Raw genomic sequence first — 21827 nt, forward strand, 5'->3', positions numbered from 1 at the left:
CCCGATTTAAAACATTTTAATGCGCAGGGTTTCACAAATTAGCTTTCTCGTTACGCGGCTATTTCTATTTTCATCAATATCTGAAGCAACAAAGAAACAGGAGCGCATAACGATGTCCACAATGAATATGTTGATTTGCCAGGAACCCAAAAAATTAATTCATGAGAAACGCGATATTCCGATTCCGGATAAACATGAAGCGCTAATTAAAATTAAGTCTGTCGGTATTTGCGGAACCGATATTCATGCCTGGGGAGGTAATCAACCTTTTTTTAGTTATCCACGCGTGTTAGGCCATGAAATATGTGGGGATATTGTGACGCTCGGCGAGAAGGTGACGCAGTTTAAAGTGGGTCAGCAGGTGGCGGTGATCCCTTATGTTGCCTGTCAGCAGTGCCCGGCGTGTCTGGGAGGGCGAACGAACTGCTGCGAGAAGATCTCCGTGATCGGCGTGCATCAGGACGGAGGGTTTAGCGAGTATCTCAGCGTGCCGGCGGCCAACCTGCTGCTGGCAGAGGGGATTGATCCTCAGGCAGCGGCGTTGATCGAGCCTTATGCGATTAGCGCACATGCGGTACGTCGGGCGGCAATCGTCCCCGGTGAGCAGGTATTGGTCGTCGGAGCCGGACCGATTGGGATCGGCGCGGCGGCTATCGCCAAAGCGGAGGGGGCGCAGGTGGTGGTCGCCGATACCAGTGTCGCGCGTCGCGAACACGTTGCTTCGCGTCTTGACCTGCCGGTGGTGGATCCCTCTGCGGCAGATTTTGAGGCTCAACTGCGTGCGCAGTTTGGCGGTTCTCTGGCGCAGAAAGTGCTCGATGCGACGGGTAACCAGCATGCCATGAACAATAGCGTGAATCTGATTCGTCACGGCGGCACCATTGTCTTTGTCGGGCTGTTTAAAGGCGATTTACAGTTCTCTGACCCGGAATTTCACAAGAAAGAGACCACCATGATGGGCAGCCGTAACGCCACGCCGGAGGATTTTGCGAAGGTTGGACGACTGATGGCAGAAGGCAAACTGAGCGCTGAAATGATGCTTACGCATCGCTATCCGTTCAGCCAGCTTGCGGATATCTTCGAACACGATGTGATTAACAACCGGGCGTTGATTAAAGGGGTGATTACGTTCTGACGATTGCCATGCAGCGCCCGGAGTCGTGTTGGGCGCTGTTTTTTTTATTGTCGGTGGTTAGCCCTGAGCGCTGACCACTTTGATTTCTACCATCCCGATCCCCAGCTTACGCGGCGAGTGACCGAGAATGTTGCCTTCGTTGGTTGAGACTGGATCGGGCGGGACAATCACCAGCGTATCCGCCTGCGTCGGGTTGTCGAAATGCAGCGTGGTGGTGGTGACATCGTGACTTAACACCAGCGTCTGCTCTTCCTTGCCTACGCGCACCGGAATTGGACGATTCGCATTGTCGCCGAAGGCTTTGGCGGTGATCACCAGATCGAATTTTTTCGGCAGCGGCTCTTTATATTCGATCTTCACTTCTTCCGCCAGTTGCGCGTTGGACCAGCGCCCCCAGGATTCCGGACGAGAAATCCCACTGAACTGCTTCACCTCTTCCGGCGCGCCTGCCACGTTGAAGACAAAGCTGTCGGCTTTATAGCGGATGTCGTTGTCGACGATTTTCAGGGTATCGACGTTGCCTTTATAGCGTTCCATATCGATAACCGTGTCTTTAAAGGCCGTTTTGCCTTTCCACTGCGCTTTATCAACATGCTGGACGATTTGCTCACCGCCAAGCTGACCCTGCGAGACGCACCAGTCGGTTGAGAGCGCCAGTTCCGGTGACCACAACTGGCCCATCTTGTAGCAGCGATCGACCCAGACGAAGTTATCTCGCGGAGCAAAGTCGGCAAGCTGGAAGCGCAGCGGGGCGGAGTATTCACTTTCCGGCAGTGGCTCGACACGTTTATCCGACACCCGCAGCAGCAGCGGCAGACGGAAATGGCTGCCGGAGAAGGCGATCATATTTTTATCCCGGTCGACGGTGAAATCTTTCATCTCTTTCGGGAAGTTCCACAGGCGAATGATATCCGGCTTCATGGCGAGGATCTTTTCTTTGCTGTTGAGGAACACTTCCGACATCGACTGACCTGACAGGCTACTACGCCCCAGGCCGATAAAGTTATCGCCGCCGAGAATATCCAGCACCGTGGCACCGTTATCCATGGTGTTACGCTTGACCGCCAGCGTCTCCTGCTGAGGTTTATCGCCACGTATCACGAAGAACAGGTTGTTGCGATCCTGCTTGTTCAGGTATTTCCATGCGCTGTTGTTCATCGCCAGATGGTCTGAAGAGACCACGATCACCGTATCTTTAAACCACGGTGAGGCTTTGATTTTATTGATAAATGCCGCGATATTTTCCTGACTACAGCTGACGGCGCTAAAAGACTGGTTGGGTTTACCGTCGAAATCATAGCGTTTGCGCTGACAGGCACGCGAGATAAAACCGTCCGGATGATGGGTATCAACGGTCAGAGTAAACAACGAAAAACGCTGGCCGGAACGGGAGAGTGCTTCGAACTTCTTCCACGCTTCATCCAGTACCGTATCGTCATAGAAGCCCCAGTCGTTGCGGTAATTCGGATCGGCAACGACGCTTTTTAACTCTTCGGCGCCATACAGATAATCGAAGCCGTGGGACTTCAGGAACACGTCTTTCCCGGCGAAACGCAGGTTTGCCCCTTGCACAAAGTGGTTCTGGTAGCCGGAGTTTTTCAGAATATCCCCGAGGCAGATATTTTGCGGGAAGAAGCTGGAGACTGACGCCGACGCGTTGCCTTCAAACGGCGCGAACAGGGGAATGCCGCACTGGGAAGCGACCATCCCGGCGATGGTGTAGTCTGTACCCGGTAACTGTTGGGTGTGGCTGAAATCCATGCCTTCGTTTTTCAACGCGCCGAGTTCCGGAGTGAGTTCCGGGAAGGCCTCATTGTCGAAATAGGTACGTTCCAGGCTTTCACCGTAGATGTACACCAGATTCAGTTTCGGGTCAGGAATGCTTTTCGCCGGTTCTTTATAGTAGGCTGCGAAATCAGGATCGCCATCGCGGGTCTGAGATTTGACCAGTTCGCTTATCTGACGAAATGCCGGGCTGGCATCGACGGAGCCCAGCGCCAACAGCAGGGCCAGCAGGCTGTAACCAAAATGGTGGGGATGATGACGGCGACGACGCAGCACCCAGCCCAGCGTGCCAAAAACCGCCACTAACGCCAGCGCAATGCCGATACCCGGCAGAATGTATTTGCCGACACCGGCCCCTGTCAGACTGTTCGTCAACGTGTAGAGTACTGCATCGTTAATGCCATCACCCGTGAAATAGTCGCTGGCGAAAAGCGTGATATTGAGAACCACAAAAAGTCCCAGCACCGTCAGGGTGGCGACAAACCACCAGGTGTTGCGACCCGCTTTCCAGGCATAAATCAGTACAGAGGCAAGAAACAGCGCGATGGAGAGTAACTCAGACAACGGACGATCCTCACAAATAGCCTTGTGATAAGGCTCTAAACCAGGCCTTCGACTGGCAGATTAGCGTTTACAGAAAGTACAATGTAATGGGGTTGTCACTTAGCTGCAATTCTAGTGACATTTAATTACGTTGTTATTCAGAATTGGTTTAGATATAGACTTTTTTGATCGCCGTCACTCCCCGCCATAACTGGGATGAGTAAAGGGGAAGGGGGAAAAGGGAGAGAGACGCGCCGCGTCTGGCAGAAAACGGCCAAAACGCGGCGTCGGGGATCAGGCAATAAAGTTCATACCCTGTTTGAGCACCAGGTCGCAGGCTTTGGTTTTCACTTTTTCAGCGAGCGGCGTGCTGCCGATATTGTTCAGGTTAAGCTGCTGACCGTCTTTGGTATTGAGCAGACCCTGAATACCGTCCAGATAGTTGGTGTCCTGCTTTTGCTCGGTTGCGCCGAGGCCCAGTTTATCCAGTACCTGATTTTTCACATTTTCCGCATCGGTAACGGACGCCAGCTTCTGCTTCGCGCAGTATTGCAAAATCCCGGCGGCGTTATTCATATTGTTCGCACTCAGCGCCTGGTTGCCGCCGTTCAGCAGGCTGGTCAGGGAAGAGAGCGAGGTGCCGCTTTGCGATGAGGTGGTACTCTGCTTGCTCAGTTCGCTGGCGGCGCTGGAGAGCGAGTCTTGCCAGGAGGCGGCGAAAGTATTGGCTGCGAAGCAGGCGCTGGCCGCGATTGCGCAGCACAGCAAACGTTTTGTCGTTTTCATTGTGATTACTCGTGTATAGACCTTCGTCGGAGTATAGCGCCGCTCAGCCTAAGAATGGTCTTAATACTCTTTGCCGGTTACCCGACTGCGGAAACTATCCCAGTTGAAGATTACATAAAGACTATCGCCTAGCGTCATTCTATCCATCACGCGGTCACCCAGCAGCTTGGTCATTTCTTCCATGTTGCTGTTGGTGAGCATGCCGGTCGGGCGTTTTGAAGAGGAACGACGATCGACGATCTGGTTGATGATCACTTTTTCATAGCGCGATTCGGTTTGCACGCCGATCTCATCAATGACCAGCAGATCAACATTGCTGAGATCGTTCAGCAACTGCTCTTCACTGGTTTGGCGATTGCTGAACGTCTCTTTCATCGCCGACATGATGTCCGCCACGGTGATAATCAGCACCGACTTCCCGCGCAGCAGCAGCTCGTTGCAGATTGCCGCGGCGAGGTGGTTTTTCCCCGTCCCCGGTTTGCCGGAGAAGATAAAACTGGCGATGTTGCCATCGAACTCTTCCACGTACTGACGTGCTTGATTCAGAGCATCAAGTTGCCCCTGACATTCCACTTTATAGTTTTCAAATGAGCAATTTTGATGGAGTGGTCTGATACCTGAGCGGTTAAAGGTGCGTTGCATTTTCATAGCACGATTCTCGCGCTCAATTGCAGCCGAGCGAATCGCACCCTGCTCTTTTTGCCAGGCAAGCAATTCCTCACCTGTTTTAAAGGCCGGTTTCACATTTGGCGGAATCATTTTTTGCAGGCGTTGCATCAAGCTACTAACGTCTTTCATTTAGCACCTCGGAATCCTTTAGGAATTTCTTTATCGGGTTCAGAAATTGTGTTCACATCGCGCTTTGGCAGGCCGCCGTTGCTCGCGCGGCCGATCTGGACGCTGCGCGCCAGTTTTTGCTGCCATTGCACGTGATGGAACACTTTGCCTTCCGCTTGCCAGTAGGCCACGAACGAGGCCAGCTCTTCGGCGGTGACCGGCTCTCTTAATGCCACGCCCCACAGCGCGGCCTGACGCTGAAAGTCAGCATCCGGCTGCCAGGCGGGATACATGGCGAATTTCCCCAGCGGTACGGCGACCGGCACAGGTTGCGGTTCTTCATAAAACTGCGCATCCAGCGCCACATCACTCCCTGGGCGGGTGAGCTTTTCTTCGAGCGCCAGCAGTTGCGCCAGGCGTGCGGGGGTCAGCGCATAAAAGGCCGGGGCGTTATTGGCAAACACCGCCACCGCGCCAGCTTCAGACTTCGCCAGCACTGTCTGGTGATCGTGTAATAAGGCGTCAATACCAATGACGTCCGGGGTCAAAATTCTGGATGACATAATGTTTCTCAATACCGACTGCAACCGAGAAGGGACACTGCTTCTATAGTAACACACCGATGAGGAGGAGCGGCAGGGATGCGCCTGCCGCGGCGATTAAACGCGTGGACGTTTTCGGTAGAGCCACAGGCCGGGCACAGAGAGTCCGATCGAAAGCGCGCCGACAATCGACGAGGCTTTCAGGAAATTGGTCAGCAGCGTAATCATCAACGGTTCGCTGTAGCCGAAGTGGCTGATTTTCACCGCAGAGATCATTGCCGTGTAGGCTGAAATTCCCGGGAACATCGGGATCACCGCCGCAACGGTAAACACTTTGGGATGCGCGAGATACCAGCGTGACCATTGGATGCCGATACTGCCGACAAGCAGCGAGGCGACAAACGTTGACCATTCAATATTAAACCCGGCGGTCATCATCACCATGCGCGAACCGTGACCGAGCGCACCGAGCAGCGCACACCAGGGCAGGGCGCGGTGAGGGACGTTAAAGACCATCGCAAACCCCAGTGCGGGGATCGCGGAAAGCAGCATGTCCTGTAACAGCGCGAGAATGAAATCGATTATACCCATCCGCGAAGCCCCCAAAGTGTCAGCGCCATGACCACGCCCACGCAGGTTGCGAGCGTCAGCAGGCTGGCGATCGCCCAGCGCGCCAGGCCGGTATTGATGTGTCCTTTAAACATATCCGCCACCGCGTTGATCAGCGGAAAACCGGGAACCAGCAGCAGGACGCTGGCGGCCATCGCCACCGTGGGCGTCTGGCTAAAGGTGGGAAGGTGCAACATCAGACCGGAAATGGTGGTCGCGACAAAAGCCGTGACGCAAAAGTTGATTTGTGGATGTAAATGGCGATGCGCCAGGATTTGACGAATATACATTGCCACCATACTGGCAAAAAAGGTAATCACCGCGCCGTCCCAACCGCCGTTATTCAGCTTGCAGAAACAGGCGCAGGAGAGACCGACCATCAATGCGACCAGCCAGCGCGGATAACGCAGGGGTCTGACCTGACTGAAGCGCCTCTCGACGTCTTTGTAATCCAGCAGCTTGTGTTCTGCGAGAATGACGATGTGCTGAACCTCAGTGACCACGTGCATATTAATGCCGCGATCCTGGTTTTTTCGCGTGGAGGTCAGGCATTGCCCATCTTTAATGGTGGTCAGAACGATAGCATTGGAGGAGATAGCGCTTTCGACGCTGTCCATCCCCAATGCCAGCCCAAGTCGGGTAGAGAGTTCATCAACCAACGCGCTCTCCGCGCCGTGTTGCAGTAAAAAAAGCCCACACTGAATGCATAACCGTGTAACCGTTCGCTGTAATGACTGCTCTTCTTGCATGACTCGCCCTGGCTGAAAAGACGCGTTGCGTACTGTCGAATGACGAAAGACTCCTTTGTATCACGAAGCGCGCATTTTTTGGCTCCGGCTGAGATCAATCTTTCTGTTGAAAAAAGAACCTGCTCTACGGTGGTCAGAATTTGAACTGCGCCACAGTTTTGCTAAATCGGTGAAAAGTGCAATTTTTAACCGCATTTAGACCTTCTTTTTCTGTGCCTGCTTATCAAAAATGCAATTTGAAACTTTTATTCAACATTGATTAAACAAATAATCAACGATGCAGGTGAGGAATGTGATGAAAACTCAGGTCGCAATTATTGGGGCAGGGCCTTCCGGCCTGCTGCTGGGGCAGTTACTGCATAAGGTGGGGATCCGCACTCTTATCATTGAACGTCAGACGCCGGAGTATGTGCTGGGGCGCATCCGGGCGGGGATCCTCGAGAGTGGGACGGTTTCGCTTTTGCGGGAAGCTGGTGTGGCGCAGCGCATGGACAGCGAAGGTCTGGTACATCATGGCGTTGAGTTTATTTTTGATGGCAAACGCATTCCCGTCGCGCTGAGCGAATTGACCGGCGGCAAAAGCGTGATGGTCTACGGACAAACGGAAGTCACACGGGACCTGATGCAGGCGCGTAACGACTGTGGTGCGCCTACGATTTATGGCGTTCAGCAGGTAGAGATTCACGATGCTAAAAGTGACCGTCCTTCGGTCACATTTGAGAAGGAAGGGGAGAAGTGCCGCATTGAGTGCGACTTCATTGCCGGGTGTGATGGATTCCACGGCGTTTCCCGACAAAGTATTCCGCGTGATGTCATTCGCGAGTACGAAAGCATCTGGCCGTTTGGCTGGCTGGGTTTGCTGGCCGATACGCCGCCGGTCAATCCGGAGTTGATTTATGCGCATCATGAGCGCGGATTTGTACTTTGTAGTCAGCGCTCACTAACCAGAAGTCGCTACTATTTGCAGGTCCCGCTCAGTGAGCAGGTGGACTCCTGGAGCGATGAGCGTTTCTGGGGCGAGCTGAAACGGCGTCTGCCTGATGAACTGGCCACGAAGTTAGTGACTGGTCACTCACTTGAAAAGAGTATCGCGCCATTACGTAGCTACGTGGTGGAACCGATGCAGTATGGCAAGCTCTTTCTGGTCGGTGATGCAGCGCATATCGTTCCGCCGACCGGTGCAAAGGGACTGAATCTGGCCGCGTCAGACGTGAATTATTTGTGGCGTATTTTGACGCAGTATTATCAGCACGGGCGTAGCGACCTGCTGGCGACCTATTCCCGGCTGGCGCTGAACCGGGTATGGAAAGGGGAGCGTTTCAGCTGGTTTATGACCCATCTGCTGCATGATTTTCAGGAAAAGAGCGATTTTGATCGCAAGATGCAGGAGGCGGATCGTCAGTACTATCTGGGCTCGCGGGCTGGACTGACGACGATCGCGGAGAACTACGTCGGACTACCTTACGAAAAGATTGGTGAGTAATAATGAGGAAAAAATGATGCAACCGGCTGACATTATTCCTGTTTTTAAATTATATGGTGAACAACAGGGATGGCCCACTCCCGACCTGCTGCACTGCGAATCAATTCATCAGCGCAGCAGTTTATATGAGTGGCATATTCGGGTGCATCAACATGCGGAGATCGTCCAGTTGCTCTACTTGCATCGGGGTGAGGCAACGATTGAAATCGAGGGGCAGACGACGGTGATGCGTGATGCCTGTATTCAGGTCGTCCCTGCGCTTTGTGTCCACGGTTTTCGCTTTTCCCCCGGAACTCAAGGTTACGTTCTTTCTCTGGCGTTACCGCTGATTGGCCGCCTGGAGTCTCAGTTCCCACAGCCGTTGCCATTGCTGAATACCCCTCAGTGCGTGCCGGTGGCTCAGTCTCGCAGCCACATCCGCACGCTGTTTTCCGCTTTACAGAGGGAGTATCAGACGGATAACGAGGCGCGGGAAATGATGTTGTTTTCATTGCTGAGCGCGCTGCTGGTCTGGCTTCGTCGGCAGAGTCGACCGGTTCAGCCACCGAATGACACCCTGGCACGTCGGCGTAGCGCAATACGCCTTTTTGCCCGGCAGATTGAGAGCCACTATCGCGAACATCTTCCCCTGGCAGAATACGCGCATCGAATCGGACTTTCCGCAAATTATCTGAATCAGTTATGCCGTGAATTTCATCATTGCAGTGCATTAAGCGTTTTGCATCAGCGGTTGATGCTCGAAGCCAAACGTAGCCTGCAATATACCAGCATGACCGTAAGCCAGATCTCCGACTATCTGGGATTCAGCGATGTTACCTATTTTTCCCGGTTCTTTAAAAAACATTCCACGTTGTCTCCGAAGGCGTACCGGGAATTTATTAATAATAAATAGCTTGTCCAAATTTGGATAAATAAAAAATTCGTATATAAAATAACAATGTTTAATATCCTGTTCTGGAATGCGACGCACCTATCGACAATATCGACTTGTATTATACCCCGTGATAGTTGTATAACCGCATCTTACGGAATTAAAGCAAAAACACCAGGGATAAACAATTCATATTGTCTATTGTTCTGTTTTTTGTATTGCATAATTGTATGTGTTAATTCAAACGCGATTCATTAATAACAGAAAGATAAAAGCATATGAATGTGGAGGATATATGTTGCCAGGATGCTGCAAAAACGGAATTATTATCAGTAAAGTCCCCGTGATACAAGCGGGACTTCACGGGGTTATGCAACTGCATTTCCCGGAGTATGAACTCACCACCTGTGGTGTTGTAGAAGAACTCACGCCACTACAACTGCGTCGGACGGAACTGGCGATCGTGGATTTAACCGGTGATTGCCATCACCCGCGCACTGTCTGCGAGCGATTCTACGCACTTCTTTCCCAATACCGCGATATCCATTGGGTTTTCCTGGTGTCGCGCGCGTACTACGCGCAGGCGGTCGAATTATTAATGCGCCCCTCCAGTACGCTGCTGTCTGATGTCGAACCGATTGAGAGTCTGGTCAGTACTATCCGCTCTGGACACAGCAGCCCTGACCGAATCAGCAAAATGTTGTTGTCACCGCCACAGATTGAACATCTGGAATTTGGTTCCCACGCCATTCTTTTGACGCTATCAGAGCGAAAAGTATTGCGCCTGCTGGGGAAAGGTTGGGGGATTAATCAGATTGCGGCGTTACTTAAAAAAAGTAACAAAACCATCAGCGCCCAAAAAAATAGCGCGATGCGCCGATTATCAATACACAGCAATGCGGAAATGTACGCATGGATTAACAGTTCTCAGGGAGCCAGGGAGCTGAATTTACCTTCAGTATATGGAGAGACTGCGGAATGGAAAACAGAAACCGCACGCGAAATGTCGCACTCATAGAAAAATGTGTTATGAGTGGTATTGGTATTCAGAATTTATTTAACACAACGTCTGATAGTCAATATAAATTGCACCTCTATTTGACGCTGGATGATTTTCAACAGGCGATGAGTACGACGGTTTTTTCTGCCGTTATTTTCTCTCTCTCCTCGATCAGAAAAGACCGACGGGTGGGGTTAATTAGTCTGACCAAACTGGCTGAAAATTATCCCGGCATGCGTCGTCTGGTAATTGCGGATGATGATGTTGAAGCGCGTTTAATCAGCGCACTGACGCCCTTACCGCTGGATGGTGTACTGAGCAAAGCCGCCTCGCTCCCTGCGCTGCAGGAGGCATTGTTTACCGCGTTAGGCGGCACGCGGCGGATCAGCGAAAGTAACAGTAATCTCTGGTATCTCAATCAGAGTCGCATGCTGAGCCCGACTGAGCGTGAAATCTTGCGCTTTATGTCCTGCGGTTATTCAATGCCGCAAATCGCGATAGAACTGGCGAGGAATATTAAAACCATTCGGGCGCACAAGTTTAATGTGATGTCGAAACTGGGCGTCAATTCTGACGCGGGTCTACTGCATGCGGCGGACATTTTACTTTAACCGCCGCGAAAGTAATAAGGCGATTACTGGCACACATCAACCCAGGTGGCTGAAGTCAGTTCAGCCATACGCTCTGGCGCAATACGCACTGCGCTATGTGTGGCACCAGCCGCCGGAAGGACTTCGGTGAACGAGCGTAAAGAGACATCACAATAAACAGGTAACGGGGTTTCCAGCCCGAATGGGCAGACCCCGCCAACGGGATGCCCTGTCGCATTGACAACCTCATCACTACTCAGCATGCGCGCCTTGGCGCCGAAAGTGCTTTTGAGCTTTTTATTGTCCAGTCTTGCATCGCCTTTGGCGACGACCAGGATGATGGCGTCCTTAACCTTCAGCGAAAGGGTTTTCGCTATCTGTCCGGGCTGGACGTTATGCGCTTTCGCCGCCAGCTCAACCGTCGCGGTGCTTTGATTTAATTCAATGATTTCAATATCCGGGGCATGCTCGGCTAAAAATTGCCGTACCGATTGCAGACTCATTCGATTCTCCTGACACCATTTCTACAGTCTTCAACGCTTCAGAAAACTGCTGGCGTAATTTGGCATAAGTCTTCCTGTACTGTAAATATTTTAATGTAACAAACCAGCAACATGGGCGATTTTTCGATCCTCTTCACATTCACGGAAACCGGTTACCGTAACCGGTTGCAGTCCGTGAAAGAGCGATTAATACTGGAGCTGTCACTTCCTCTGTATCACATAAAAAGAGCCACTTATGAAATCTATCAACCATGCAGTCTTTAATGTGATTTTCCGGTTTGTTGAAAACTATGTCAGCCCGATTGCCGGGCGCATTTCTTCACAGCGTCATGTTATGGCTATCCGTGACGGCTTTATCTCCGCGATGCCATTTATGATTGTCGGATCGTTTCTGTTGGTATTTGCCTATCCTCCGTTTTCACCCGATACCACCTGGGGCTTTGCCCGGACCTGGCTGGATCTGGCGAAGCAGTTTGAAGGGCAGATCCTGACTCCCTTTGACATGACCATGGGGATCATGTCGATCTACATCTGTGCCGCCATTGCCTATAACCTGGGCAAACATTACGTCAAGTCACATCAGTTGGATCCGTTCATGTGTGCCATGCTCTCTATCATGGCGTTCTTACTGGTCGCCGCACCTAAAACAAAAGGCACTCTGCCTGTGGACAGTCTCGGCGGGACAGGGATTTTTACGGCGATTCTGGTGGCAATTTACTGCGTAGAAATGATGCGCTTTCTGAAGGCGCATAACATCGGTATTCGTTTACCTGATCAGGTCCCGCCGATGATCAAAAACTCATTCGATCTGCTGATCCCGGTGCTGGTGGTGGTGCTGACATTGTACCCACTCAGCCTGCTGATTCAGGCACAGTTCGACATGCTCATCCCGCAAGCCATTATGTCCATCTTCAAACCACTGGTATCCGCTGCCGACTCTCTGCCAGCGATTTTACTGGCGGTACTGATTGGTCATCTGTTGTGGTTTGCCGGTATTCATGGTGCGGCGATCGTCTCCGGGATGCTGCAAATGTTCTGGCTGACCAATCTTGGTATGAACCAGACTGCGCTGGCGCAGGGGGCACCGTTACCGCATATTTTCATGGAGGCATTCTGGACGTTCTTCATCGTGATTGGCGGGTCGGGTGCGACGATGGGACTGGTGATTTGCTATCTGCGCAGTCGTTCCGTGCATCTGCGCTCAATAGGCCGGCTGAGCGTGGTACCCAGTATCTTTAACATTAACGAACCGGTGATATTCGGTACGCCGATTGTTATGAACCCGGTGTTCTTTATTCCTTTCCTGTTGGCGCCGATGGTGAACGCCGTGCTGGCATGGGCGGCGATGAAACTGGATCTGATTGGTCGCGTGATTTCGGTTGTGCCGTGGACTGCGCCAGCGCCAGTCGGAGCCGCGTGGGCATTAGGCTGGGATTATCGTGCTGCCATTCTGGTGGTTCTTCTGGCAATAGTTTCAGCCGTCATCTACTTCCCGTTCTTTAAAGTGTACGAGAAGCAACTGCTGGAACAAGAGGCGGAAGAGGCACAACGTTCAGACGCGGAAAACGAGCAGATTGCGTAGTCGTCATCAGGGGGCGAACGCTCCCTGATTACTTCAGCGTACAGTCACCGCACTGCTGAACGTCCGGCAGACGATAACGCTGGCAGCATGTTCTGCGTACCAGAATGCCTTCACGAGGGACGACCGTGCGCCAGAGTGGGTTGTCAGCCCCGCAGGACAACTGCTTTTCAAAGAAGCAGGCCTGGCGCAGCGTATTCAACAATGTTTCGCCCAGCAGCGGTTTCATCTCAGTGAGATACCAGTTAATCAGATAACCAGTATTGCTCCAGATAAGCTTGCCGTTGATCTCTCCGGTCGCCTCAAGCGCCTGGATGACCGGAGTCAGCGCCTGCTTAACCAGCGTTTCCATGCGTGCCTGCGGGGATTGTGTTGTCGCCAGTTGATCCTGATGTACGTCGATCCAGAAGCAGGCAGCACGTCCGGTTTCGTGAAACTCAACGTGGATATGTTCGGGCGAGACATCAATAGCCGTTTCCTGCGTAAGCAGGGCAAGCATCAGCGGAGGTACCATCAGACCGATGTACCACTGCGCCCACAGCGAGATTAGCGGCTTATTTTCGCGCGACTGCGTGGGGTGGTTGCGATAAATATGATCGGAGTAGATTGCCAGCAGAGACTGAAGCTCGCCGGGGCGACGCCACTGTGCCAGCGTCATCGCACTCTGCGGTGCGGGTTCATCCAGACGGATAAAATCCAGCAGATGCTCACGCGTCTGGGCTATGGTTGCGCGCACGGCTTCGGCCAGCGAGGGCATCTGCGGCTGGAGATGCGTTCGCCAGATGACATCGTCAATGATCGGTGCGGAACGATAGGCCATAGTCTGGATAGTAATCTAAATGATAATGATTGCTAATCCTAACGATAGGCATAACCGATAGCAAGATCTTTGTCAGTCTGGCGTTTAACGGCGCACGAATGCGCCATCGTTCGTCAGGCAATACCCGGATCGCCACTGACTAAAATATGGTTACGGCCCAAATCTTTCGCTTTATAGAGCGCCTGATCGGCATGAAGAATCGCCCCTTCCACGTCTCTTCCCACCAGAGGCGCTATACCGATACTGATCGTGACGCGAGTCGCGACGCTCTCATTGAACATATGGGGAATTTTGAGATCGTAAACATGCTGTCGGATGCGTTCCGCCGCCTCGCGGGCGGTTTGTGGGTCGCTCGCCGTCAGTAACACCATAAACTCTTCACCGCCAAAACGGGCGACGACATCACGTGAACGCACGGCGTTGCGGATCGCAGCGGAAACGCGGATTAGCGCCTGATCGCCCATCATGTGCCCGTAGTGATCGTTGTAGGCTTTGAAATGGTCGATGTCGATCAGTAAAACGTAATGTTCATGCGTATCGAGTTCCAGCACAGCGTTCAACTTATGCTGGAGTCCCCGCCGATTGTACAGGCCTGTTAATGAATCAAGCATACTCAGGTCAGTCAGCGTCTCTTTTTCGGCGAGCAGTTTGAACATCAGTTGCTGGGCAAAGTCATCGTAGCGTTTTTGAATCACATGCTGAATCGCGATACCGGCCATGGGCAGAGCCATAAAAAATAGCAACCGCAGGCCGTTTTCGTTGCCATTTAGCCATAAACAGGCGAATAAGGATGGCAGCGAATGAAGAGTGAAGGCAATGATATTATTGGCAAAAGCAATTGAGCCAATAAATAACACCGTCAGCAGTGCCATCAGCAAAAAAGAATAGTCAGGATTTTGCTGAGCCAGGTATTTCAGCGTAATGTGCGCTGCCCATAACCCACCAAAGAGTATCGAGATGGCGTGGAGATTAATCCGCTTCTTCGCATACCTTACATGCCATGTCAGTAACGCAGTGCTCAGCACAAGGATGAGGAATCCTGGTGTGGAGAGGGTTTTACTGGGATAGATCGGAAAGGCTACGGCAAACAACGCGGAAATAGCGTTGAGAAACAAAAAAAGTCGCAGAGAGAGTTGGTATTTTTTCGTGCGCAGAGTTTGCCAGGATTGTGCAGTCATATCTTAACGTCATTATTTATCTAACAATTACACTGTTCAGGCACACAAATAATGGGCGAGAAGATGCTCGCTTGAGATCAGATTATTGTGTTTCTATGTTTACCGCTGTGCAATTTATCACCTTAAATAATTCGTGTCATCATTGCTTAAGTAAAGCTCATGTAACTGGTGTATGGATTGCTGACAAATGAGAAAATTTATCATATGATATTGGTTATCATTATCGGTGTGAGAGGTGAAACCATGTTGCAACGGGCGCTGGGCAGTGGTTGGGGAGTCTTGCTGCCAGGGATCGTGATTGCTGGGCTGGCGTTTGCCGATCTTTCCCTCGGGGCATGGAAGACCATTATTGTATTCGGGTTGCTGCTGACACCGGCGATGCTCTATCACAAACAATTACGGCACTTTGTATTGTTACCATCATGCGTTGTGTTGATCGGCGGAATGATGCTGGTGATGATGAACTGGAATCAGGGATGAATAATCGGGAATGCTCTGAGAGGAAGGTAAGATAATTGGTGCGAGGGGGGGGACTTGAACCCCCACGTCCGTAAGGACACTAACACCTGAAGCTAGCGCGTCTACCAATTCCGCCACCTTCGCACAGTCATCTTACTTTTTGATATCGCCTCGTTGGTGCGAGGGGGGGGACTTGAACCCCCACGTCCGTAAGAACACTAACACCTGAAGCTAGCGCGTCTACCAATTCCGCCACCTTCGCCCAGTGCGAGCAATATCAACGTGGTTTATGGTGCGAGGGGGGGACTTGAACCCCCACGTCCGTAAGGACACTAACACCTGAAGCTAGCGCGTCTACCAATTCCGCCACCTTCGCATACCATCGATTCTTAAAAAGAATCGCTACCACGGAGGCGCATTCTAGTGGTTTTCAGCTTTTCGTCAATAGTTAATTACGTGGGATAGCGGTGATTGCTGCAAAAACGGCCATTCGCATGGCCGTTCAGACTGCTGACAAAGAAGGAAAAAACGTGGTTTTTCCTTCTTTGTGGTTATCAGCCGAAAATCAATGAATTGATTTTCCTTGTTTTTAATGAGGTGATCTCTGCTTGTCCGGTATCGGGATGATGAGGTTTGTCATCCCTCTCAACGGCCATTCGCATGGCCGTTATCGTGATGCTACGCTTTTTTCGCCTGGCGGGTCATGACCGTGCGATATACTTTGAAGCGTCCGGTCTGGGCGATAACCTCGTGGAAGCCAAAGGTCTCATCCAGAACCTGCGGATACGGCAGGAAGGCGTTAGCGACAATGCGCAGTTCGCCGCCACTGTTCAGGTGACGTACGGCACCGCGAATCAGAGATTGCGCGGCATCAAGGCTGGTTTGCATTCCGTCATGGAACGGCGGGTTAGAGATGATCATATCAAAGCGCCCCGTCACTTCAGAGAAGACGTTGCTGGCAAAGACTTCACCCTCAATGCCGTTCGCTGCCAGGGTGGCGCGACTGGCTTCAACTGCCGGTGCGGCGACGTCGCAGAGCGTTAAACGCACTTTCGGCGAGTGGCTGGCAAGTGCGACAGAAAGCACACCTGCGCCACAGCCGACGTCCAGTACTTTGCCTTTGGTATGCGGCGTCAGGGTGGAGAGCAGCAACTGGCTGCCGACATCCAGACCATCGCGGCTGAAGACGCCAGGCAAGGTTTTGATCGTCAGCCCGTCAACGTGGTACTCGCCCCAGAATTTATCGGCATCAAACGTCGGCTGCATTTCCAGACGACCGTGATACAGGCCACAACGACGCGCGCTGTCAATTTTGTTCAGCGGGGCGTATTCCGCCAGCATTTGCTCGGCGCTACGTACGCCACTGCGGTTTTCACCGACGACGAAAATATCGGTTCCCACGGGAAGCAGCGACAGAATGTTCATCAACTGGAACTGGGCTTCCGGCTTGTTTTTCGGCCAGTAGTAGATAAAGGTGTCGCAGTCGGCAACGTCTTCCGCTTGCGCGACAAGGCCAAAGCGTGCGTTGTCGCCCATCAGGCGGCTCAGCGCCTGCCAGTGGTGAAACTGTTGTGTATGCACGCGGCGGTCAGCGCTTTCAAAGCGTGCGGGCAGGTCATCCTGCAAGTCTCCGGCAAACAGAATACGGCTTTGTTCGAAATCATCACTGTGGCGCAGCAAGACTTCACTTGCCGGGGTAAAAGCAGACATGGAAAACTCCTTAATTCATACAGCGGGCGATTATAGACGTTTGATGGCGTCTATTCGACTAATTTGCTATATTTGCGCCCCTGATTACAGGAGCGATTCGCTATGACAACCCGACGAGACTGGCAGTTACAGCAACTGGGCATTACCCAGTGGTCGCTGCGTCGCCCTGGCGCGTTGCAGGGAGAAATCGCGATTTCTATTCCTGCGCACGTCCGTCTGGTGATGGTCGGTGAAACACTGCCGCCGCTGACTGAACCTCTGGTCAGTGACATTCTGCGCGCATTAACGCTGAGCCCCGATCAGGTTTTGCAGGTGACGCCCGAACGCGTCGCGATGCTGCCGCAGGGCAGCCGCTGCAACAGCTGGCGACTGGGTACAGATGATCCGTTGTCGCTGGAAGGGGCGCAGGTTGCAACGCCGGCATTTGATGAATTGCGGGCAAACCCAACGGCGCGCGCCGCACTATGGCAACAAATCTGCACACATGAACACGATTTCTTCCCTCAGTCAGAGTGATTTACCCGCCGCGTTTCAGATTGAAAAGCGCGCCCATGCGTTTCCCTGGAGTGAGCACACGTTTGCCAGTAATCAGGGAGAGCGTTATCTCAACTATCAATTGACGGTAGAGGGGAGAATGGCGGCGTTTGCCATTACGCAGGTAGTGCTGGATGAAGCGACGCTGTTCAACATTGCCGTTGATCCCGATTTTCAGCGCCGGGGATTAGGGAAAGCGCTGCTGGAACATCTCATTGATGAATTAGAAAAACGCGGCGTCCTGACGCTGTGGCTGGAGGTTCGCGCTTCCAACGTTGCTGCCATCGCACTGTACGAAAGCTTAGGTTTTAACGAGGCAACGATTCGCCGCAATTATTATCCGACCGCTGACGGTCGTGAGGACGCCATCATAATGGCACTGCCAATCAGTATGTAAAAGAAGGTGTAATGATGAAGTGGGACTGGATTTTCTTTGATGCCGACGAAACGCTGTTCACGTTTGACTCGTTTACTGGCTTACAGCGGATGTTTCTCGATTACAGCATCACCTTTACCGCTGAGGATTTTCAGGACTACCAGGCCGTGAATAAACCGCTGTGGGTGGATTATCAGAACGGCGCGATCACCTCATTACAGCTTCAGCATGCCCGCTTCCAGAGCTGGGCAGAACGGTTAAAGGTTGAGCCGGGATCGCTTAACGATGCCTTTATGAACGCGATGGCCGAAATTTGCGCGCCACTGCCGGGGGCCGTTTCGCTGCTCAATGCGATACGCGGCAAAGCCAAAATTGGCATTATTACCAACGGCTTCACTTCCCTGCAGCAGATCCGCCTGGAGCGCACGGGACTACGCGACTACTTTGATTTGCTGGTCATTTCCGAAGAAGTGGGCGTGGCGAAACCGGATCCGAAGATTTTTGATTACGCCCTGGCGCAGGCGGGCAATCCCGATCGCGATCGGGTACTGATGGTAGGAGATACTGCCGCGTCCGATATTCTCGGTGGCATCAACGCCGGGCTTTCTACTTGCTGGCTGAATGCGCATCATCGCGAGCAGCCCGAAGGCATTGAGCCAACCTGGACAGTATCGTCATTACACGAACTGGAGCAGCTCCTGTGTAAACACTGATTGCCTCCCCCCCGCTGATGGGTAAAATAGCCGCAATTTTTCGTATTCAACATGCGCGGTGCGATGCCGCGTTTACTCAAGAAGAATGAATTATGACGTTGTCTCCTTATTTGCAGGAGGTGGCCAAGCGCCGCACTTTTGCCATTATTTCTCACCCGGATGCGGGTAAAACGACCATCACTGAGAAGGTGTTGCTGTTCGGACAGGCGATTCAGACTGCCGGTACGGTAAAAGGCCGTGGTTCCAGCCAGCATGCAAAATCGGACTGGATGGAAATGGAAAAGCAGCGTGGGATCTCTATTACCACCTCTGTCATGCAGTTTCCGTATCATAACTGTCTGGTTAACCTGCTGGACACCCCGGGGCACGAAGACTTCTCCGAAGATACCTATCGTACTCTGACGGCAGTGGACTGCTGTCTGATGGTGATCGACGCCGCGAAAGGCGTCGAGGATCGTACCCGTAAGCTGATGGAAGTCACCCGTCTGCGCGATACGCCGATCCTGACTTTCATGAACAAACTCGACCGCGACATCCGTGACCCGATGGAGTTGCTGGACGAAGTTGAGAACGAGCTGAAAATCGGCTGTGCGCCGATCACCTGGCCGATTGGCTGCGGCAAGCTGTTCAAAGGGGTTTATCACCTTTATAAAGATGAAACCTATCTGTATCAGACGGGGAAAGGCCATACCATCCAGGAAGTGCGCATAGTTAAAGGTCTGGATAACCCGGATCTCGACGCGGCCGTTGGCGACGATCTGGCGCAGCAGCTGCGTGACGAACTGGAACTGGTGAAGGGCGCCTCTAACGAGTTTGATAAAGAGCTGTTCCTGGCGGGCGAAATTACCCCGGTCTTCTTTGGTACCGCACTGGGTAACTTCGGCGTTGACCACATGCTGGATGGTCTGGTGGAGTGGGCGCCAGCGCCAATGCCGCGCAAGACTGATACGCGCGTGGTGGAAGCGGAAGAAGAGAAGTTCACCGGCTTCGTCTTTAAAATCCAGGCCAACATGGATCCGAAACACCGTGACCGCGTGGCATTTATGCGCGTTGTTTCCGGCAAGTACGAAAAAGGCATGAAGATGCGTCAGGTCCGTATCGGCAAAGACGTGGTGATCTCTGACGCGCTGACCTTTATGGCTGGTGACCGTTCGCATGTGGAAGAGGCTTACCCGGGCGATATTCTCGGTCTGCACAACCACGGCACTATCCAGATTGGCGATACCTTCACCCAGGGTGAAATGATGAAGTTCACCGGTATTCCGAACTTCGCGCCGGAACTGTTCCGTCGTATTCGCCTGAAAGATCCGCTGAAGCAGAAACAGTTGCTGAAGGGGCTGGTACAGCTTTCCGAAGAAGGTGCGGTACAGGTGTTCCGTCCGATCGCCAATAACGATCTGATTGTGGGCGCGGTCGGTGTGCTGCAGTTCGACGTGGTCGTTGCCCGTCTGAAGAGTGAGTACAACGTTGAGGCCATTTATGAGTCCGTCAACGTGGCAACGGCGCGCTGGGTGGAATGTGCTGACGCGAAGAAATTCGAAGAGTTTAAGCGTAAGAACGAAGTTCAGCTGGCGCTGGATGGCGGCGACAACCTGACCTACATCGCTCCGACGATGGTGAATCTCAACCTGACGCAAGAGCGTTATCCCGACGTTCAGTTCCGCAAGACGCGCGAACACTAATTACCCCTTCAGGGCGCGGCTGCCGCTGCGCCCTGCGACTTTTCCTGCCTTATTAGCCCCTTGCGGAATGTTCTTAAATCCCTCTGTTTTGCTTATGACTGCCTGTTTTTTGCGCAATCCGCCGCGCTTTTTCAAAATTGTGATCTATATTTAACAAAGTGATGACATAAACATTGGTTTTAAATACCGTTCAATGCGTGAATCTAAGTGCTTAAAGCTAATGTCTATTGTCGTTGTGATATTAATAACTGACTCAGAGAGGTATCTGTCAGCGCATCATCATCACCTTTTCCGTTTTGTGATTGTGACCGCCGCCATTGACTTCTGAGCTGGGTGAATTTTTCACCACATTCAGCAATGCAACCTTATGTTGCCTGAGCTCAAATTATGAGCAAACCATACAGGAATAAATCGATGACTATGACAAGACTGAAGATTTCTAAAACTCTGCTGGCCGTGATGTTGACCTCCGCTGTGGCAACGGGTTCTGCGTATGCAGAAAACGCCACAACGGATAAAGCGCAATCCGGTGTAGAAAGTGCAGGGCAGAAAGTCGATAGCTCTATGAATAAAGTCGGTAATTTCATGGATGACAGCGCCATTACCGCGAAAGTGAAAGCGGCACTGGTGGATCATGAAAGCATTAAGAGCACCGATATTTCCGTCAAAACCGAGCAGAAAGTCGTGACGCTGAGCGGCTTCGTCGAAAGCCAGGCGCAGGCGGAAGCGGCCGTGACCGTGGCGAAAGGCGTTGAAGGTGTGACCTCCGTTAGCGACAAGCTCCACGTGCGCGACAGCAAATCCGACTCTGTGAAAGGCTATGCCGGCGATACGGCAACGACCAGCGAGATCAAAGCGAAACTGCTGGCGGATGACATCGTTCCTTCCCGCAAAGTGAAAGTTGAAACGACCGATGGTGTGGTCCAGCTTTCCGGCACCGTGGATTCTCAGGCGCAAATCGAGCGCGCTGAAAGCATCGCGAAAGCCGTTGATGGCGTCAAAAGCGTCAAAAACGATCTGAAAGCACAGTAAATCTTCGTTTTCTCCTCCGGCCTGGGTCGGAGGACGTCATGAGCATTACACAAACAATAGCGTGAATGAGCAGCCTGAGCGCTCATATCAAGCGGTCGACATTAACTATGGTAAAGGAGAAGCGTATGTTTCGTTGGGGCATTATATTTCTGGTTATCGCGTTAATTGCCGCCGCTCTGGGATTTGGTGGACTGGCCGGTACGGCAGCGGGCGCGGCGAAAATTGTCTTCGTCGTCGGGATTATTCTCTTCCTGGTCAGCCTGTTTACAGGGCGTAAGCGGCCCTAGCGCGTAGAGCGTACAACGATTTTGCTGTCAAGCCAGTCCAGTGGACTGGCTTTTTCGGTTTTAGCCGCCGCCTATTTGCGTTAT

The 21827-nt window shown here is 52.3% G+C and carries 23 protein-coding genes and 3 tRNA genes; 13 read left to right on the forward strand and 13 right to left on the reverse strand.

All coding sequences use genetic code 11. The features are described from left to right. The first annotated feature begins 112 nt into the window (after positions 1 to 112). Positions 113 to 1135 carry a zinc-binding alcohol dehydrogenase family protein gene (locus WM46_RS23945; protein ID WP_102603553.1) on the forward strand — a complete coding sequence of 341 codons (1023 nt, stop codon included), beginning with the start codon at positions 113 to 115 and terminating at the stop codon, positions 1133 to 1135. Positions 1136 to 1192: 57 nt separating this feature from the next. Here WM46_RS23945 and opgB read toward each other — a convergent pair whose 3' ends face one another. From opgB to WM46_RS23975, 6 genes are all read right to left on the reverse strand, one after another. After that, the gene (gene opgB, locus WM46_RS23950; RefSeq protein ID WP_102603554.1) at positions 1193 to 3484 is read right to left on the reverse strand and encodes a phosphatidylglycerol--membrane-oligosaccharide glycerophosphotransferase; all 2292 of its coding nucleotides are present in this window, start codon (positions 3482 to 3484) and stop codon (positions 1193 to 1195) included. Positions 3485 to 3757: 273 nt separating this feature from the next. Continuing rightward, complete coding sequence (locus WM46_RS23955; protein WP_102603555.1) at positions 3758 to 4249, reverse strand: DUF2501 domain-containing protein; 492 nt, start codon at positions 4247 to 4249, stop codon at positions 3758 to 3760. A 60-nt stretch (positions 4250 to 4309) separates the two neighbouring features. Next, complete coding sequence (gene dnaC, locus WM46_RS23960; RefSeq protein WP_102603556.1) at positions 4310 to 5047, reverse strand: DNA replication protein DnaC; 738 nt, start codon at positions 5045 to 5047, stop codon at positions 4310 to 4312. Continuing rightward, complete coding sequence (dnaT, locus tag WM46_RS23965; RefSeq protein WP_102603557.1) at positions 5044 to 5589, reverse strand: primosomal protein DnaT; 546 nt, start codon at positions 5587 to 5589, stop codon at positions 5044 to 5046. Before dnaT ends, dnaC begins: the two co-directional genes overlap by 4 nt. A 96-nt stretch (positions 5590 to 5685) precedes the next feature. Continuing rightward, positions 5686 to 6159 (reverse strand): threonine/serine exporter, encoded by a 474-nt coding sequence (locus WM46_RS23970; protein ID WP_061075312.1) that lies wholly within the window; start codon positions 6157 to 6159, stop codon positions 5686 to 5688. Next, positions 6150 to 6926, reverse strand: coding sequence for a threonine/serine exporter ThrE family protein (locus tag WM46_RS23975; protein WP_061075311.1), 777 nt, complete (start codon positions 6924 to 6926; stop codon positions 6150 to 6152). Before WM46_RS23975 ends, WM46_RS23970 begins: the two co-directional genes overlap by 10 nt. Before the next feature lie 295 nt (positions 6927 to 7221). Here WM46_RS23975 and pobA point away from each other — a divergent pair, with 295 nt between their 5' ends. The 4 genes from pobA (at position 7222) to bglJ (ending at position 10891) form a co-directional block, all read left to right on the forward strand. Beyond that, complete coding sequence (gene pobA, locus WM46_RS23980) at positions 7222 to 8409, forward strand: 4-hydroxybenzoate 3-monooxygenase (protein WP_102603558.1); 1188 nt, start codon at positions 7222 to 7224, stop codon at positions 8407 to 8409. A 16-nt stretch (positions 8410 to 8425) separates the two neighbouring features. Next, complete coding sequence (locus WM46_RS23985) at positions 8426 to 9301, forward strand: helix-turn-helix domain-containing protein (RefSeq protein ID WP_102603559.1); 876 nt, start codon at positions 8426 to 8428, stop codon at positions 9299 to 9301. A gap of 274 nt (positions 9302 to 9575) precedes the next feature. After that, complete coding sequence (locus tag WM46_RS23990; RefSeq protein ID WP_102603560.1) at positions 9576 to 10298, forward strand: helix-turn-helix transcriptional regulator; 723 nt, start codon at positions 9576 to 9578, stop codon at positions 10296 to 10298. Then, positions 10259 to 10891, forward strand: coding sequence for a DNA-binding transcriptional activator BglJ (bglJ, locus tag WM46_RS23995; protein WP_102603561.1), 633 nt, complete (start codon positions 10259 to 10261; stop codon positions 10889 to 10891). Before WM46_RS23990 ends, bglJ begins: the two co-directional genes overlap by 40 nt. A gap of 23 nt (positions 10892 to 10914) precedes the next feature. Here bglJ and WM46_RS24000 read toward each other — a convergent pair whose 3' ends face one another. Beyond that, complete coding sequence (locus WM46_RS24000) at positions 10915 to 11373, reverse strand: YbaK/EbsC family protein (RefSeq protein WP_102603562.1); 459 nt, start codon at positions 11371 to 11373, stop codon at positions 10915 to 10917. Positions 11374 to 11608: 235 nt separating this feature from the next. Between WM46_RS24000 and WM46_RS24005 the strand changes: the two genes are divergently transcribed. After that, positions 11609 to 12955, forward strand: coding sequence for a PTS sugar transporter subunit IIC (locus WM46_RS24005; RefSeq protein ID WP_102603563.1), 1347 nt, complete (start codon positions 11609 to 11611; stop codon positions 12953 to 12955). Positions 12956 to 12983: 28 nt separating this feature from the next. On the opposite strand, the gene fhuF is transcribed toward WM46_RS24005, so the two are convergent. Continuing rightward, the gene (fhuF, locus tag WM46_RS24010; RefSeq protein ID WP_102603564.1) at positions 12984 to 13772 is read right to left on the reverse strand and encodes a siderophore-iron reductase FhuF; all 789 of its coding nucleotides are present in this window, start codon (positions 13770 to 13772) and stop codon (positions 12984 to 12986) included. Between the two features lie 113 nt (positions 13773 to 13885). Then, positions 13886 to 14950: a GGDEF domain-containing protein gene (locus WM46_RS24015; protein ID WP_061075303.1), complete on the reverse strand. Its 1065-nt coding sequence runs from the start codon at positions 14948 to 14950 to the stop codon at positions 13886 to 13888. Between the two features lie 243 nt (positions 14951 to 15193). Between WM46_RS24015 and WM46_RS24020 the strand changes: the two genes are divergently transcribed. Next, positions 15194 to 15430, forward strand: coding sequence for a DUF1435 domain-containing protein (locus WM46_RS24020; protein WP_080950076.1), 237 nt, complete (start codon positions 15194 to 15196; stop codon positions 15428 to 15430). Between the two features lie 36 nt (positions 15431 to 15466). Here the strand turns inward: WM46_RS24020 and WM46_RS24025 are convergent. From WM46_RS24025 to rsmC, 4 genes are all read right to left on the reverse strand, one after another. Then, positions 15467 to 15553, reverse strand: a tRNA-Leu gene (locus WM46_RS24025). Between the two features lie 31 nt (positions 15554 to 15584). Then, positions 15585 to 15671, reverse strand: a tRNA-Leu gene (locus WM46_RS24030). A 28-nt stretch (positions 15672 to 15699) separates the two neighbouring features. Further along, a tRNA-Leu gene (locus tag WM46_RS24035) sits at positions 15700 to 15785 on the reverse strand. Between the two features lie 302 nt (positions 15786 to 16087). After that, positions 16088 to 17119 carry a 16S rRNA (guanine(1207)-N(2))-methyltransferase RsmC gene (rsmC, locus tag WM46_RS24040; RefSeq protein WP_102603565.1) on the reverse strand — a complete coding sequence of 344 codons (1032 nt, stop codon included), beginning with the start codon at positions 17117 to 17119 and terminating at the stop codon, positions 16088 to 16090. A 102-nt stretch (positions 17120 to 17221) separates the two neighbouring features. Between rsmC and holD the strand changes: the two genes are divergently transcribed. From holD to WM46_RS24070, 6 genes are all read left to right on the forward strand, one after another. Next, positions 17222 to 17635: a DNA polymerase III subunit psi gene (gene holD / locus WM46_RS24045; protein WP_102603566.1), complete on the forward strand. Its 414-nt coding sequence runs from the start codon at positions 17222 to 17224 to the stop codon at positions 17633 to 17635. Then, the gene (gene rimI / locus WM46_RS24050) at positions 17604 to 18050 is read left to right on the forward strand and encodes a ribosomal protein S18-alanine N-acetyltransferase (protein ID WP_042322031.1); all 447 of its coding nucleotides are present in this window, start codon (positions 17604 to 17606) and stop codon (positions 18048 to 18050) included. The genes holD and rimI overlap by 32 nt, the downstream gene beginning before the upstream one ends. A gap of 14 nt (positions 18051 to 18064) precedes the next feature. Then, the gene (gene yjjG, locus WM46_RS24055) at positions 18065 to 18742 is read left to right on the forward strand and encodes a pyrimidine 5'-nucleotidase (RefSeq protein WP_061077931.1); all 678 of its coding nucleotides are present in this window, start codon (positions 18065 to 18067) and stop codon (positions 18740 to 18742) included. Positions 18743 to 18834: 92 nt separating this feature from the next. Then, the gene (prfC, locus tag WM46_RS24060) at positions 18835 to 20424 is read left to right on the forward strand and encodes a peptide chain release factor 3 (RefSeq protein ID WP_061075300.1); all 1590 of its coding nucleotides are present in this window, start codon (positions 18835 to 18837) and stop codon (positions 20422 to 20424) included. Positions 20425 to 20838: 414 nt separating this feature from the next. After that, positions 20839 to 21456: a molecular chaperone OsmY gene (gene osmY / locus WM46_RS24065; RefSeq protein ID WP_061075299.1), complete on the forward strand. Its 618-nt coding sequence runs from the start codon at positions 20839 to 20841 to the stop codon at positions 21454 to 21456. 125 nt (positions 21457 to 21581) lie between these two features. Beyond that, positions 21582 to 21743, forward strand: a complete 162-nt coding sequence (locus WM46_RS24070; protein ID WP_003019081.1) for a DUF1328 domain-containing protein — start codon at positions 21582 to 21584, stop codon at positions 21741 to 21743. The last annotated feature ends 84 nt before the right edge of the window (positions 21744 to 21827 follow it).

The sequence above is a fragment of the Citrobacter freundii complex sp. CFNIH2 genome (assembly GCF_002880615.1).
In the GTDB taxonomy this organism is placed as follows: Bacteria; Pseudomonadota; Gammaproteobacteria; order Enterobacterales; family Enterobacteriaceae; genus Citrobacter_A; species Citrobacter_A amalonaticus_F.

Bases quoted from the DNA above. Each gene is read 5' to 3' on its own strand.
- rimI (WP_042322031.1), top strand. From the start codon at position 17,604: ATGAACACGATTTCTTCCCTCAGTCAGAGTGATTTACCCGCCGCGTTT.
- WM46_RS23985 (WP_102603559.1), top strand. From the start codon at position 8,426: ATGCAACCGGCTGACATTATTCCTGTTTTTAAATTATATGGTGAACAA.
- WM46_RS24070 (WP_003019081.1), top strand. From the start codon at position 21,582: ATGTTTCGTTGGGGCATTATATTTCTGGTTATCGCGTTAATTGCCGCC.
- yjjG (WP_061077931.1), top strand. From the start codon at position 18,065: ATGAAGTGGGACTGGATTTTCTTTGATGCCGACGAAACGCTGTTCACG.
- holD (WP_102603566.1), top strand. From the start codon at position 17,222: ATGACAACCCGACGAGACTGGCAGTTACAGCAACTGGGCATTACCCAG.
- osmY (WP_061075299.1), top strand. From the start codon at position 20,839: ATGACTATGACAAGACTGAAGATTTCTAAAACTCTGCTGGCCGTGATG.
- WM46_RS23945 (WP_102603553.1), top strand. From the start codon at position 113: ATGTCCACAATGAATATGTTGATTTGCCAGGAACCCAAAAAATTAATT.
- WM46_RS24005 (WP_102603563.1), top strand. From the start codon at position 11,609: ATGAAATCTATCAACCATGCAGTCTTTAATGTGATTTTCCGGTTTGTT.
- rsmC (WP_102603565.1), bottom strand. From the start codon at position 17,119: ATGTCTGCTTTTACCCCGGCAAGTGAAGTCTTGCTGCGCCACAGTGAT.
- bglJ (WP_102603561.1), top strand. From the start codon at position 10,259: ATGGAAAACAGAAACCGCACGCGAAATGTCGCACTCATAGAAAAATGT.
- dnaC (WP_102603556.1), bottom strand. From the start codon at position 5,047: ATGAAAGACGTTAGTAGCTTGATGCAACGCCTGCAAAAAATGATTCCG.
- WM46_RS23990 (WP_102603560.1), top strand. From the start codon at position 9,576: ATGTTGCCAGGATGCTGCAAAAACGGAATTATTATCAGTAAAGTCCCC.
- prfC (WP_061075300.1), top strand. From the start codon at position 18,835: ATGACGTTGTCTCCTTATTTGCAGGAGGTGGCCAAGCGCCGCACTTTT.
- pobA (WP_102603558.1), top strand. From the start codon at position 7,222: ATGAAAACTCAGGTCGCAATTATTGGGGCAGGGCCTTCCGGCCTGCTG.
- WM46_RS24015 (WP_061075303.1), bottom strand. From the start codon at position 14,950: ATGACTGCACAATCCTGGCAAACTCTGCGCACGAAAAAATACCAACTC.
- WM46_RS23975 (WP_061075311.1), bottom strand. From the start codon at position 6,926: ATGCAAGAAGAGCAGTCATTACAGCGAACGGTTACACGGTTATGCATT.
- WM46_RS23970 (WP_061075312.1), bottom strand. From the start codon at position 6,159: ATGGGTATAATCGATTTCATTCTCGCGCTGTTACAGGACATGCTGCTT.
- WM46_RS23955 (WP_102603555.1), bottom strand. From the start codon at position 4,249: ATGAAAACGACAAAACGTTTGCTGTGCTGCGCAATCGCGGCCAGCGCC.
- dnaT (WP_102603557.1), bottom strand. From the start codon at position 5,589: ATGTCATCCAGAATTTTGACCCCGGACGTCATTGGTATTGACGCCTTA.
- WM46_RS24000 (WP_102603562.1), bottom strand. From the start codon at position 11,373: ATGAGTCTGCAATCGGTACGGCAATTTTTAGCCGAGCATGCCCCGGAT.
- WM46_RS24020 (WP_080950076.1), top strand. From the start codon at position 15,194: ATGTTGCAACGGGCGCTGGGCAGTGGTTGGGGAGTCTTGCTGCCAGGG.
- fhuF (WP_102603564.1), bottom strand. From the start codon at position 13,772: ATGGCCTATCGTTCCGCACCGATCATTGACGATGTCATCTGGCGAACG.